This is a genomic window from uncultured Sphingopyxis sp., from assembly GCF_900078365.1.
Classification (GTDB): Bacteria; Pseudomonadota; Alphaproteobacteria; order Sphingomonadales; family Sphingomonadaceae; genus Sphingopyxis.
The window spans coordinates 2136226-2149764 of record NZ_LT598653.1 but is presented as its reverse complement, the minus strand read 5'-3'; the positions used below and the strand labels follow the sequence as shown (position 1 = coordinate 2149764).

Here is a 13539-nt window from a genome sequence, read left to right as displayed (position 1 = left end):
CCGGTGATCCAGGCGATCGTATTCCTGCCGCTGCTCGCGGCGCTTGTCGCAGGCCTCGGTCAGCGCGTGATCGGCAATGTGCCGTCGAAAATCATCACAACGGGCGCGCTGTTCGTCAGCTGCGCCTTGAGCTGGCCGATCTTCCTGTCGTTCGTGGGCGGAAGCGGCGAAGCGACGGTGACCCCGGTTCTGCACTGGGTCAGCTCGGGCGCGCTCCAGTTCAACTGGGAATTGCGCGTCGATACGCTGACCGCGGTGATGCTCGTCGTGATCACGACGGTGTCGGCGCTCGTCCACCTCTATAGCTGGGGCTATATGGAGGAGGATCCGGACCAGCCGCGCTTCTTCGCCTATCTCTCGCTCTTCACCTTCGCGATGCTGATGCTCGTGACCGCGAACAATCTGGTGCAGATGTTCTTCGGCTGGGAAGGCGTCGGTCTCGCATCCTATCTGCTCATCGGTTTCTGGCACAAGAAGCCGAGCGCCAACGCCGCCGCGATCAAGGCGTTCGTCGTCAACCGCGTCGGCGACCTTGGCTTCATGCTCGGCATCTTCGGCACTTTCCTGGTGTTCGGCACCGTCTCGATCCCCGAAATCCTCGCCGCCGCGCCGGGGATGGCGGGTTCGACGATTACCTTCATGGGGATGCGTCTCGACACGATGACGATCCTCTGCCTGCTGCTGTTCATCGGCGCGATGGGCAAGTCGGCGCAGCTTGGCCTCCACACCTGGCTTCCCGACGCGATGGAAGGCCCGACCCCGGTGTCGGCGCTGATCCACGCCGCGACGATGGTCACCGCAGGCGTCTTCATGGTGTGCCGCCTGTCGCCGATGTTCGAAACGTCGGACGTCGCGCAGGGCGTCGTGATGTTCGTCGGCGCCGCGACCTGCTTCTTCGCCGCGACCGTCGCGACGACGCAGTGGGACATCAAGCGCGTCATCGCCTATTCGACCTGTTCGCAGCTCGGTTACATGTTCTTCGCCGCGGGCGCGGGCGCCTATGGCGCCGCGATGTTCCACCTGTTCACGCACGCCTTCTTCAAGGCCTTGCTGTTCCTCGGCGCCGGTTCGGTCATCCATGCGATGCACCATGAACAGGACATGCGCTATTACGGCAATCTCAGGAAATCGATCCCGATCACCTATTGGGCAATGATGCTCGGCACGCTGGCGATCACCGGCGTCGGGATCGCCGGGGTTGCGGGCTTTGCCGGCTTCTATTCGAAGGACGGCATCCTCGAGGCGGCCTATGCGAGCGGCGGCGGTGGGGTCATCGCTTTCTGGATCGGCGTTTTCGTCGCTTTCCTCACCAGCTTCTATTCGTGGCGCCTCGTCTTCCTGACCTTCCATGGCAAGGCGCGCTGGGAACAGAGCGAGCATATCCAGCACGCGGTTCACGACGATCACGACCACGGCCATGACGATCATGCGCACGCGCATCATCATGACGCGCACGGCGACGGCACCGCGGGCTATCACCCGCACGAAAGCCCGCTTTCGATGCTCATCCCGCTCGTCGTGCTGTCGATCGGTGCGGTGTTCGCGGGCATCGCATTCCACCACCAGTTCATCTACCCCGAAGAGGGCATGGCGTTCTGGAAGGGCAGCCTCGCGTTCGACGAGCATCTGATGCACGCCGCGCATGAAGTGCCTCTGTGGGTGAAATGGACGCCATTCACGGCGATGGCGATCGGGCTTTTCCTCGCGTGGAACAGCTATATTCGCAACACCAGCCTGCCGGGACGTTTCGTGGCGCAGTTCAAGCTGCTCCACCAGTTCCTGTACAATAAATGGTATTTCGACGAGCTCTACAACATCCTCTTCGTGAAGCCCGCTTTCGCGATCGGCCGCTTCTTCTGGAAGCGCGGGGATGAAGGCACCATCGACCGCTTCGGTCCCGATGGCGCCGCGGCGCTCGTCGCTGGGGGGACCCGTCTCGCGGTCCGGCTGCAATCGGGTTATGTTTATGGATATGCGTTTGTGATGCTGCTCGGGCTTGTCGGCCTCGCCAGCTGGGCCATGGTGAATTTCCTGTGAGCGGGCTTCCTATCCTGTCGCTGATGCTGGCGGTCCCGACGGTCGCCGCCATCCTCTGCCTGTTCGCCGGCGACCGCAATGCGCGGTTCATCGCGTTCGCCGCGACGCTGATCGACTTCGCGCTGGGCTGCGTGCTCTGGGCGAATTTCGACATCGGCGGCGCGCAGTGGCAGTTCACCGAGCGCGCCGACCTGTTCGGCCGCTTCCAGTGGGCGCTCGGCATCGACGGCATGGCGCTGATGCTGATCATGCTCAGCGTCTTCCTGATGCCGCTCTGCATCCTTGCGAGCTGGGACGCGATCAAGAGCCGTGTCGGCCTCTACATGGCGATGTTCCTGATCATGGAAGTCGTGATGATCGGTGTCTTCATGGCGCAGGATCTGCTACTCTTTTACATCTTCTTCGAAGCCGGCCTGATCCCGATGTATTTCATCATCGGCATCTGGGGCGGCGCGAACCGCAAATATGCGGCGTTCAAATTCTTTCTCTACACGCTGCTCGGGTCGGTGCTGATGCTGATCGCGATGATCGTGATGATCATGGAAGCGGGCACGACCGACATTCCGACGCTGCTGAACTACGACTTCCCGGTCGGGATGCAGACGTGGCTGTGGCTCGCCTTCTTCGCCAGCCTCGCGGTCAAGATGCCGATGTGGCCCGTCCACACCTGGCTTCCCGACGCGCATGTGCAGGCGCCGACCGCGGGGTCGATGATCCTCGCGGGCGTGCTCTTGAAGCTCGGCGCCTATGGATTCATCCGCTTCATGATGCCGATGTTCCCCGATGCGTCGGCGCAGCTGATGTGGATCGTCTTTGCGCTGTCGATGATCGCGGTGGTCTACACCAGCCTCGTCGCGCTGGTGCAGAGCGACATGAAGAAGCTGATCGCCTATTCGTCGGTCGCGCATATGGCGATCGTCACCGCCGGCCTCTTCGCGTTCAACCAGCAGGGGATTGAGGGCGCGCTGATCATCATGCTCAGCCACGGCGTCGTTTCGGCCGCGCTCTTCTTCTGCGTCGGCGTGATCTATGACCGGCTCCACACGCGCGAGATCGACCGTTACGGCGGGCTCGCGGTGAACATGCCGGCCTATGCGCTGTTTTTCATGCTGTTCACCATGGCGTCGATCGGCCTGCCGGGCACCAGCGGCTTCGTGGGCGAATTCCTGAGCCTCGCCGGCATCTACGAAGCGTCGAGCGTCGTCGCCTTCGTCTGCACCACCGGCATCATCCTCGGCGCCGCGTACATGCTCTATCTCTATCGCCGCGTCGTGTTCGGCGAACTCACCAAGGACGATGTGAAGGCGATGCCCGATCTCAATCCCCGCGAATGGGCGATCATGGCCCCGCTCGCCGCCGTGGCGCTGTGGATGGGCGTCTATCCCGAAAGCTTCCTCGCGCCGATGCGCGGCGACGTGACGACGGTCGTCGCACGCCTCGCTCCCGCGAAGCCCGCCGGCGATGCGCACCTCGCCGCCGGCAAGCCCAAGCCTGCCGCGGCGCATGGTGAAACCGCCCACGGATCCAGCCACGCAGGAGGCGTCCAATGACCGCCGACCTGATGCTCATCTGGCCCGAACTGATCCTGACGATCGGCGGGCTGATCACGCTGATGCTCGGCACCTTCCTAGGCGACCGACAGGTCGGCCTCTATCAGCTCAGCGCGCTGCTCACGCTCGCCGCCGCTTCGGCCGCGGTCGTCGCGCTGTTCGGCGTCGAGGCGACCGTCTTTTCGGGCACGCTCTCGGTCGACGGCTTCGGCGGCTTCGCGAAGCTGCTGATCTATGCGGCGAGCTTTGTCTGCATCGTCATCGCACCGCGCTTTTTCAACAGCGGGATGCGCGCCGAATATCCGACTTTGATCCTGTTCGCCGCGCTCGGCATGGGCATCATGGCCTCGGCGCGCGACCTGATGACGCTCTATGTCGGGCTCGAGCTCAACAGCCTTGCCGCCTATGTGCTTGCGAGCTTCATGCGCACCGACGAGCGGTCGAGCGAAGCAGGCCTCAAATATTTCGTCCTCGGCGCGCTCGCATCGGGCATGCTGCTCTATGGCATCTCGCTGCTCTATGGCTTTTCGGGCACCACCGATTTCGCAGGCATCGCGAAGGTCATGGGCGGCGAACTCAATATCGGGCTCATCTTCGGCATCGTCTTCGTGCTCGCGGGCCTCGGCTTCAAGATCAGCGCGGTGCCGTTCCACATGTGGACGCCCGACGTCTATGAGGGCGCACCGACCCCGGTGACGACCTTCTTCGCCACCGCCCCCAAGGTCGCGGCGATGGCGCTGATGACGCGCGTGGTGATCGACGCGATGGGGCCTGCGGTCGGCGCATGGCAGCAGATCATGATCTTCCTGTCGCTCGCCTCGATCATCCTCGGCGCGGTCGGTGCGATCGGGCAGAAGAATATCAAGCGCCTGCTTGCCTATTCGTCGATCAACAATGTCGGCTATATGCTGATCGGCCTGGCGGCGGGGACGCAGCAGGGGGTCGAGGGCGTGCTGACCTATCTGCTCGTCTATCTCGTGACGACGATTGGCAGCTTCCTGGTCGTGCTGCAACTACGCGACGACAAGGGCAATCAGATCGAGAGCATCCCGGCGCTCGCGGGCTATTCGCAGCGTCGCCCCGGCCTGGCCGCGGCGATGGCGGTGTTCCTGTTCAGCCTCGCGGGCATCCCCCCGCTCTTCGGCTTCTGGCCGAAATATCTGGTGTTCGAGGCCGCAGTGAACGCGAACCTCGTACCGCTGGCGGTCGCGGGCATCGTCGCATCGGTGATGGGCGCCTTCTATTATATCGCGATCATCAAGACGATGTATTTCGACGACAAGTCGGACACCGAATTTCCCAAGGGCGGCGGCGCGATCGTCGAGGATGCGGTGATCACCGCGAGCGCGCTCTGGCTCTCGGTCATCGGCTATCTCTTCATCCCGGCGCTGGCGGTGCTTTCGGCCAGCGCGGCGGCGGTGCTCTTCTGATCCCGCCGATCGAGCGTATCGCGCAGACAGGCTCGACCAACGCCGACCTGCTGGCGCGGCTGGCAGGCGGCGAGCATGTCGGCGAAGGGCATTGGCTGGTCGCCGACCGCCAGACCGCCGGACGCGGACGGCTCGGCCGCGCGTGGGGCGACGGACAGGGCAATTTCATGGGCTCGACCGTCGTCAGGCTGACCGCCGCGGATCCGTCGCCCGCGACGCTGGCGCTCGTCGTCGCGGTCGCGCTGGCGAAGGTCGTGACGATCTTCGCGCCCGCGGTTCCGCTGCAGCTCAAATGGCCGAACGACCTGCTCGTCGATGGCGCCAAATGTTCGGGCATCCTGCTCGAACGCAGCGGCGATGCGGTGGTGGTCGGGGTCGGGGTCAATCTGGCTTCGGCGCCCGAACTGCCCGACCGCGCGACCTTTTCCTTCGCCGGCGCCGGCATCGCGGTCGACCGGGACCGCTTTGCTGAGGCGCTGGCGGTCGCGATGGCCGATGCGCTGTGGACCTGGCGGCAGGAAGGCGTCGAAAGCATCGTGCGCGCCTGGCTGCCGCTCGGCCATCCGGTCGGGACGCCGCTTCGCGTGTCCGAACAGGGCATCGACGGCACCTTCGACGGGCTCGCCCCTGACGGCGCGCTGCGCTTGCGCCGTGCGGACGGGGAAGTCATGCTGATCCACGCGGGCGACATCGAACTCCGCCGCCCGGTCAAAAAGGGGGAATAGCCGTGCTGCTTGCGATCGACGTCGGCAACACCAACGCCAAATTCGCGCTCTTCCGCGGCACCGCATTGCTCGCGCGCTGGCGTATCGCGACCGACGACCGGCGCACCGCCGACGAATATATGGTGTGGCTCGACCAGCTGATGCGGATCGAGGGGCACGATCGCGCCGAGGTCGACGCTGTCATCATCTCGACCGTCGTGCCGCGCGCGCTCCACAATCTCCAGCTGCTGGCGCACAAATATTTCGACGTCGATGCGCTGGTCGCGGGTCGCGAGCCGGTGAGCTGGGGCATCGCGCTCAAGGTCGATGAGCCGCAGTCGGTCGGCGCCGACCGCGCGGTCAACGCGATTTCGGCGCAGGCGGTCGAGCCCGGCAAGGACAAGCTGGTCATCAGCTTCGGCACCGCGACGACGCTCGACCATATCGGTCCCGACGGCGCCTATATGGGCGGAATCATCGCGCCCGGCGTCAACCTGTCGCTCGAAGCCTTGGTCGCCGCCGCCGCCAAGCTGCCGCGTATCGCGATCGAGGCGCCCGCGACGGACAGCGTGATCGGGCGGACGACCGAAAGCCAGATGCTGATCGGCGTTTATTGGGGCTATGTCGCGATGATGGAAGGGCTCATCACGCGCATGAAGGCGGAGATCGGCAAGCCGCTCACCGTCGTCGCGACCGGCGGCCTCGCGACGCTTTTTCAGGAACAGGCGCACCTGTTCGATCGTATCGAACCCGATCTGACGCTGAACGGGCTGATGCACCTTTATAATCAACGGAAGCCAATGACATGACGACTCCGGACAAGGAGCTGCTTTTCCTCGCTTTGGGCGGTTCGGGCGAGATCGGCATGAACGCCAATCTCTATGGTTGCGACGGCAAGTGGATCATGCTCGACCTCGGCGTGACCTTTGGCAGCCATGATTATCCCGGCATCGACATCGTCATGCCCGATCTCGAGTTCATCGAGGATCGCAAGCAGGACCTGCTCGGCATCGTGCTCACCCACGGGCACGAGGATCATATCGGCGCGATCCCCTATCTCGCCGCCGACCTTGGCGTGCCGCTCTATGCCAACCGCTTCACCGCGGGGCTGATCGCGCACAAACTCGCGGAAGAAGGGCTGGAGAAGGAGGTCGAGATCAAGGTCGTCGACATCGACGCCAGCCTGCAGATCGGCCCCTTCGGCATCCGGCTGGTCCCGCTCGCGCATTCGATCCTCGAGATGAGCGCGGTGGTGATCGACACGCCTTACGGCCGCGTTTTCCATACCGGCGACTGGAAGCTCGACGAGGAGCCCATCCTTGGGCAGCCTGCAACGGCGGCGGCGCTGACCGCGATCGGCGACGAAGGCGTCGACGTGCTCGTTTGCGATTCGACCAACGCTTTCAACGCCGAAGCCTCGGGCAGCGAGGGCGCATTGCGCGAAGGATTGGAGCAGGCGGTGGGCGCGGCGAAGGGCCGGGTGGTCGTCACCACTTTCGCCTCGAACGCCGCGCGGCTCGCAACGCTGGGCGAGGTTGCGAAGGCGACCGGGCGCACGCTGTGCGTCGCCGGGCGCTCGCTCGACCGCATCCTCGGCGTCGCGCGCTCGGTGGGTTATCTCAAGGATTTTCCGCCGACGGTCGATTTCGACGAAGCGATGCGCCTGCCGCGCGACAAGGTGATGGTGATCGCCACGGGCGGGCAGGGCGAACCGCGCGCGGCGCTCGCGCGCATGGCGGCCGACATCCATCAGATCAAGCTCGAGGCGGGCGACACCGTCGTCTTCTCGTCGAAGCAGATTCCGGGCAACGAGGTCGCGATCGGGCGGATCATGAACCAGCTCGCGGCGAAGGACGTGCTGACGGTGACCGAGAAGCAGGCGCATATCCATGTCAGCGGCCATCCGGGGCAGCCCGAGCTTGCGGCGCTTTACGGCTGGCTGCGGCCGAAGCTCGTCGTGCCGGTGCATGGCGAGATCCGCCATATGCACGAACAGGCGCGCTTCGCGCTCGAGCGCGGCGTCCCCGACGCGCTGGTGCAGGAAAATGGCGATCTGGTGCGGCTGGCGCCGGGAACAGCCAAGATCGTCGAGCGCGTGCGTGCGGGGCGGCTGATCCTCGACGGCGACGTTATCCTGCCCGCCGACGGCGAGACGATCAACGAGCGGCGCAAGCTGTCGCTCAACGGTCATATCACCGTTGCGGCGATCTTCTCGGGCAAGAATTTCGTCGAAAGCGCGATCAGCTATCGCGGCGTGCCGGTCGAGGACGAGCGCGAAGCCTTTATCGACGAAATGCGCGAAGCGGCCGAGCAGGCGGCGACGGGCCCCGCGCGCGACGAGGACAAGCTACGCGAGGCGATCCGCCTCGGCGTGCGCCGCATCGCGACCGACTGGACGGGCAAGAAGCCTGTCGTCGATGTCATGCTCGTCGATATCTGATCAGGGGCAATAGCGATGAAATGGACCTCGGCGCTCGCCATCTATCTGCTGTTCTGGGCGTTCAGCGCCTTTTTCGTGCTGCCCTTTCATGGACGGCGCGCGAGCGACGACGCGACCCCGCTGGTGCGCGGGCAGGAGCCGGGCGCGCCCGCGACCTTCCGTCCCGGGCGGATATTGCTGCAGATGACGATCGTCGCGACGGTCGCCTTCGGGTTATATTATGTCGCCTATGTCAACGGCTGGGCCGACCCCGACGTGCTGACCGGGCGGGCCTGAGTTCTTCCCCCGACAGGCTCGATTGTCGCTCTGACATCGTCGGCTTTGGGGTGGATTATTGCCATCCCCAACATTCGTCATTCCCGCGAAAGCGGGAACCCAGTCTGGGATCAGCCCACGCACGCTCTGGGTCCCCGCTTTCGCGGGGATGACGATGCAAGAGGTCACAATCGGCCGATCTCAGACATTCGTCATCCCGGACTTGATCCGGGATCCATTCTTTCCACGCCGCATGAATGGACCCCGGATCAAGTCCGGGGTGACGATGAAAGATAGGTCCGCAACCAGTCGCATGCGACCGTTCGCGGCAGGTTCAATTCCGCAGGCGGTCGATCGCCTGCGCCAGCGCGACATAGAGCTTGCCGATGTCGGATGACAGCAAGGTCACGCTGATCGCCGATCCGTCGCGCGCGCCGATCAGCAGGCGCAGCATCGCCTCGAAATCGTGGATGAACTGGTTCACCGCCGCGTGGAAATCATCGTCGGCCTGATAGATGCGCAGGATTTCCTTGGCCTCGCTATTGTCGACCAGCTTGACCGCGCGCCGCGCGAAGACGCCGCGGTCGCCCTTGAGATAGGCGTCCCAGGCGGTGTCGCTGACCTCGCTTGACAGGATCTTGGTGACGTCGATCGCGGTCGATTTGAGCGCCTCGGTCAAGAGGCCGACCTGCTTGGCGAGCGAATCGCGGTCGGATGCGGCGATCGCCTGTTCTGCCTCGCTCACGCGCTGCTCGACGCTCGCGCTCGTGTCCATGATCGTGATCAGCTGGCGCATCAGCCGGTCGGCGGCGCCATTGGCCGCGGCGACGGCGCGGGCGGAAGCCTCTTCGATCGCGTTCAATTGCGCCAGCACTTCATTCTTGAACGCCGCGTCGATCGCGCCGGTCGCGGTCGCCTGCATCGCGTCGCGCGCGCCCGACACCAGCTTTTCGAGCGTCAGCCGCGCTTCGTCGGCCGCCGAATCGGCCGCGGCGCGGACTTCGCCGAGCGTCGCGATCATCCGCGCGCCGCCCTGTTCGGCGAAGTTGTTGGCGCCCTCGCGCAGCCTTGCGAGCGCGGTTTCGGCGTCCGCCAGCGCGCCGTTGATGCGGTCGGCCAGTTCCTGCTGGCTGGCCGCATGGCCCGCCATCTGCTCTTCGTTCGCCTTGAGCGTCGTCTGCACGGCGTTGACGTGCGACACCGTCGACTGCGCCACAAGCTCCGATGCGTCGAGCAGCGGGCGCAATTGCGACAAGGCCGTTTGCGTCGTCTGGCCGTGCGCGGCGATGCGGCCCAGCGCGTGCGGCAGCGTCTCGTCGAGCTCGCGCGTCACCGCGTCGAGCGCGAGCAAAAGCGATTCGGCATGGCCGATGAGTTGGTGCGCGGAGGCGTTGCCGCTCTGCACTTCTTCCATGAAAGCGCCGAGCTGCGTCTTGGTGTCGCCGATCGCGCGGCTGATGACGCCGGTGCTGGCCGTGACGCTGACATCGAGGACCTCGAGCTGTTGGCCGACGTCGGCGACATGCGCGGTGATGCGCGCGGCGAGCGCATCGCTGGCGTCGGCGTGCGCGACAAGCTGGGCGCCCATCGCATCGCCCGCTTCACGCGCCGCCGCGAGCCTCGCATCCATCTGCGCGGCGGCGGTGTCGACGCCGTCGCGGAACCGCTGCCAGCCCTTTTCGATCTCGGCGGTCATCGCCGCGACGGTCGAGCTCATCTCATCGCGGGCTGAACCGGCGACGTTCGTCATATGGGCGAGCGCGGCGTCGTGCGCGTCGGTGACCTGTGCCGAAGCGGCGAGCAGGTCGGACTCGGTCTCCTTGGCCTGCCCCTGTAGCGCGACGATCGCCTCGAGAATGCTTGCGGTCGAAGTCTCGCTCGTCTGCGCGGCCTTGGCGGCTTCCTCGCCCAGCGCGGCGAGCCGCGCCTCGAGGTTGGCGCCCTGCTGGTGCGCGACGAGCCCGGCTTCGCGGAAATTGACCGCCAGCCGCTGGGCGACGTCGTCGATTCGCGGCAAGCCGGCGAGCAGCCCGTCCATCCGCTGCAGCGCGACATCGCCCGACCGCGCGAGCTGGTCGTGGGCGTTGGCGATCACCGAGGCGTTGCTCGCCAGTTTGTCGCTGCTTTCGGTGAGGCGCGAGACGGTATCGAGACCGAGCTGCTGAACGAGCTTCGCCTGTTCGCCGAGCTGTTTCCGCGCATCGGCGAGGTGCAGGCCGAGCGCGTGCATCGATTGGTTGAGCGCCATATTCTCTTCGCGCAACGCCGCGGCGACGCGGGCGAAGCGCGCCTGTTCGGACCGGCCCGAGCGCAGCAGGAGCAACCACAACACCGCGAGCAAGGTCAGCGGCATCGCGATCGTCGCGATCAGCAGCGGCCAGTCGGCGAGCGCCGGGCCGCGCGCGAAGCCCCCGGTCGCCGCCGCGAGCGCGAAACCCGTCCAGCCGATCGCGAGAAGGGCGAACAGGGCAGGGAAAGTGCGGTCGCGCCATGCCGGCGGCGGCGCATCCTCGGCGGCTTCGGCGTCGTTCAGCGAGGACATATCGAGCCAATCCCGTTCGACGGGCACCGCCGCCTCGGGCGCGGCCAAGGCTTCGGGCGCCGCCGGCGCCGCCGGCGCCGCGCTGTCCGCGTCCTGGTTCGCCGCGGAATCCCGCCACAAACCAACGATTTTCTTTTCCCCTGTCATCCCGCAATCCTAGCATCAAATGGCCGCCATGAAACGGAAACTTAACCACAAGATGTCAAAGCTGTGGAATGTCGTTCGACAGTGGCCCCCTCGATCGCTATCTGAGCGCCGCCTTCGGCGACGATCCGGCGATGGCGATGGACCTGCGCGGCGCCTTTACCGGCAGCGCGCGGGACCTCGCCGACCTGATGCGCCGCGCGCGCTGCGACGCGAACTGGGACGTGGCGGCGCTCCGGTTGAAAGGGCTCGCGGCGACGTTCGGCATCATCCCGCTGATCGAACTCGCCGAAGCGGCAATGGCGGGCGCGCCGGGCGATCCCGCCATATTGCGCCGGATCAACCAGACGATCGACGAGATCGCCTGACCCGCGGACCGATGAAGCGGGTTCAATTCCCGTTCAGCCGCCCTCCGCCAGTGAAATATCGATGTCCGCTGTCTTGCCATGGCAACGCGTCGGGGTTAGCCGCGTTATCGACGCGCGGCCGAACCTGCGCGCGCCCGATTTGCGCGCGGAGGCGACGGTGGCCGAGTTCAAAGGAGAGATTTCGATGTTCACCCGTTTCCGCTCGATGTCCGCGACGGCGATGGCTGCCGTGCTGGGCTGCGCGCTGATGACGACCGCCCTTCCGGCCGCTGCCAAGGAAAAGCCGAAGAAGGGAGAGGAGGAAAAAGGCCAGGGCCTCTCGGCCAGCAAGGGATTCGCGCCCGCGCTCAAGAAGATGACCGAGGCCACGACGGCAAAGGATGCCGCGGCGCTTCAGGCCGCACTGACCGAAGGGCAGGGCGCCGCCACGACGCCGGACGATAAATATCTCGCCGCTTTCTATCAGCTCCAGCTCGGCATCCTGAACAAGGACCAGGCGATTCAGGCGCAGGCGCTCGACGCGATGCTCGATTCGGGCCGCACGCCGCCCGAAAATCTGGCCGTCTACAACTTCTTCTCGGGCAATTTCGCCTATGGCGCCAAGGATTATCCGAAGGCGATCAAGCGCCTTGAAGCCGCCAAGGCCGCGGGTTCGACCGAACCCAATGTGCCCGTGCTGCTGATGGACAGCTATTTGAACGCCGGACAGGTCGACCAGGGTCTCGCGACCGCCAAGGCCGCGATCGAAGCGAGCCGCGCCGCCGGGCAGCGTCCGTCGGACGAGCTGTATGTGCGCCCGGTCAAGGCGTTGCAGGCTGCGAAGCGCACCAATGAAGTGCTCGACCTGATGACGATGCGCCTGCGCGACTATAACCAGCCGACGGTCTGGCGTCAGACGCTCTTCATCGCGCTGCAGGCGAACCAGGACAAGGAAGTCGGGCTCGACATATTTCGCCTGATGCGCGCGACCGGCGCGATGCAGGAGCGTCCCGAATATGCGGAATATGCCGCGCTCGCGACCGAAGCCGCGCTGCCGGGCGAGGTCGTCTCGCTGATCAAGGCCGGCAAGCAGGGCGGTGTGATCCCGGCCAGCGACGCGAAGTTTAACGAGCTTCTGACCAGCCAGACCGAGCGTATGGGCGACGAGGAATCGACGCTCACCGCCTATGCGCAAAAGCCGTCGACGCTGTCGAACCCCAAGGTCGCCGGCGCGACGGGCGACGCGATGGTCGGGTACGGCCGCTATGCCGATGCCATCCCGCTGTACAAGGCCGCACTGGCGGCCGGCGGCGACAAGGATCTTTGGACCTATCGCCTGGGCGTGGCGCAGGCGCAATCGGGCGATGTCGCGGGTGCGAAGGCCAGCTTCGCGCAGGTGACCGGGTCCCGCAAGCGGCTTGCCGATCTGTGGACGGTGAAGATCGACACGCCGGCAGCCGCGCCTGCCGCTGCGACGCCCGCGGCCGCCCCCGCCACGAGCGGCTGAACCGGCGGTCGATGAAAAGGGCACCGTTCCGGACCGGAGCGGCGCCCTTTTTCATGTCGCGAAGAATCAGGTCTCGACGGGAATGCCGGCGAGCTGTTTGGCGGTGCGAATCGTCAGCGAGGTCTTCACGCTCGTGACGTTGGGCGCCGAAGTCAGGTGCGCGGTCAGGAAAGCCTGGAAGCTCTGCAGGTCGCGGGCCACGACCTTGAGCAGGAAGTCGATTTCGCCGTTCAGCATATAGCATTCGCGCACTTCGGCGAGGCCGCCGACATAATCCTCGAACGCCTTCAGATCGGATTCGGCCTGGCTGCGCAGGCTGACCATCGCAAAGACGGTGATGCCATAGCCGAGCTTCGCGGCGTCGAGGTCGGCGTGATAGGAACGGATCACGCCCGACTCCTCGAGCGCCCGCACGCGGCGGAGGCAGGGCGGCGCCGTCAGCCCCACCATCTGTGCCAGTTCGACATTCGTCATCCGCCCGTTTTTCTGCAGCTCGCCCAATATCTGCAAATCAATCTGATCGAATTTCTGACTCGCCATCGTTGAAACTTCCGCTTTCCAAAATTGCGATGACCATAATATT

Annotated in this window: 11 protein-coding genes; 9 read left to right on the top strand and 2 right to left on the bottom strand. The window is 65.3% G+C overall.

Going from position 1 to position 13539, the window contains the following annotated elements; translation table 11 throughout:
* Positions 1-3 precede the first annotated feature (3 nt).
* The 7 genes from nuoL to QZL87_RS09795 are packed head-to-tail and all read left to right on the top strand — an operon-like array spanning position 4 to position 8437.
* Positions 4-2037, top strand: coding sequence for an NADH-quinone oxidoreductase subunit L (gene nuoL, locus QZL87_RS09825; protein WP_295318749.1), 2034 nt, complete (start codon positions 4-6; stop codon positions 2035-2037).
* A complete protein-coding gene (locus QZL87_RS09820; RefSeq protein WP_295318747.1) occupies positions 2034-3587 on the top strand; it encodes an NADH-quinone oxidoreductase subunit M in 1554 nt (517 codons plus the stop codon). Before nuoL ends, QZL87_RS09820 begins: the two co-directional genes overlap by 4 nt.
* Entirely contained in the window at positions 3584-5017 is a 1434-nt protein-coding gene (gene nuoN, locus QZL87_RS09815; protein WP_295318745.1) for an NADH-quinone oxidoreductase subunit NuoN, read from the top strand. The genes QZL87_RS09820 and nuoN overlap by 4 nt, the downstream gene beginning before the upstream one ends.
* Positions 4939-5742, top strand: coding sequence for a biotin--[acetyl-CoA-carboxylase] ligase (locus QZL87_RS09810; RefSeq protein WP_295326829.1), 804 nt, complete (start codon positions 4939-4941; stop codon positions 5740-5742). The genes nuoN and QZL87_RS09810 overlap by 79 nt, the downstream gene beginning before the upstream one ends.
* Positions 5743-5744: 2 nt before the next feature.
* Complete coding sequence (locus QZL87_RS09805; RefSeq protein WP_295318744.1) at positions 5745-6530, top strand: type III pantothenate kinase; 786 nt, start codon at positions 5745-5747, stop codon at positions 6528-6530.
* A complete protein-coding gene (locus QZL87_RS09800; RefSeq protein WP_295318741.1) occupies positions 6527-8161 on the top strand; it encodes a ribonuclease J in 1635 nt (544 codons plus the stop codon). The genes QZL87_RS09805 and QZL87_RS09800 overlap by 4 nt, the downstream gene beginning before the upstream one ends.
* Positions 8162-8176: 15 nt before the next feature.
* Positions 8177-8437: a DUF1467 family protein gene (locus QZL87_RS09795; protein WP_295318738.1), complete on the top strand. Its 261-nt coding sequence runs from the start codon at positions 8177-8179 to the stop codon at positions 8435-8437.
* Between the two features lie 313 nt (positions 8438-8750).
* Here the strand turns inward: QZL87_RS09795 and QZL87_RS09790 are convergent, their stop codons facing one another.
* Positions 8751-11105 carry a hypothetical protein gene (locus QZL87_RS09790; protein WP_295318736.1) on the bottom strand — a complete coding sequence of 785 codons (2355 nt, stop codon included), beginning with the start codon at positions 11103-11105 and terminating at the stop codon, positions 8751-8753.
* Between the two features lie 68 nt (positions 11106-11173).
* On the opposite strand from QZL87_RS09790, the gene QZL87_RS09785 reads away from it, so the two are divergent.
* Both QZL87_RS09785 and QZL87_RS09780 read left to right on the top strand, forming a co-directional pair.
* Complete coding sequence (locus QZL87_RS09785; protein ID WP_295318734.1) at positions 11174-11470, top strand: Hpt domain-containing protein; 297 nt, start codon at positions 11174-11176, stop codon at positions 11468-11470.
* Between the two features lie 61 nt (positions 11471-11531).
* Complete coding sequence (locus QZL87_RS09780) at positions 11532-12956, top strand: tetratricopeptide repeat protein (RefSeq protein ID WP_295318732.1); 1425 nt, start codon at positions 11532-11534, stop codon at positions 12954-12956.
* A 66-nt stretch (positions 12957-13022) separates the two neighbouring features.
* On the opposite strand, the gene QZL87_RS09775 is transcribed toward QZL87_RS09780, so the two are convergent.
* Complete coding sequence (locus tag QZL87_RS09775) at positions 13023-13496, bottom strand: Lrp/AsnC family transcriptional regulator (RefSeq protein ID WP_295318730.1); 474 nt, start codon at positions 13494-13496, stop codon at positions 13023-13025.
* Positions 13497-13539 lie beyond the last annotated feature (43 nt).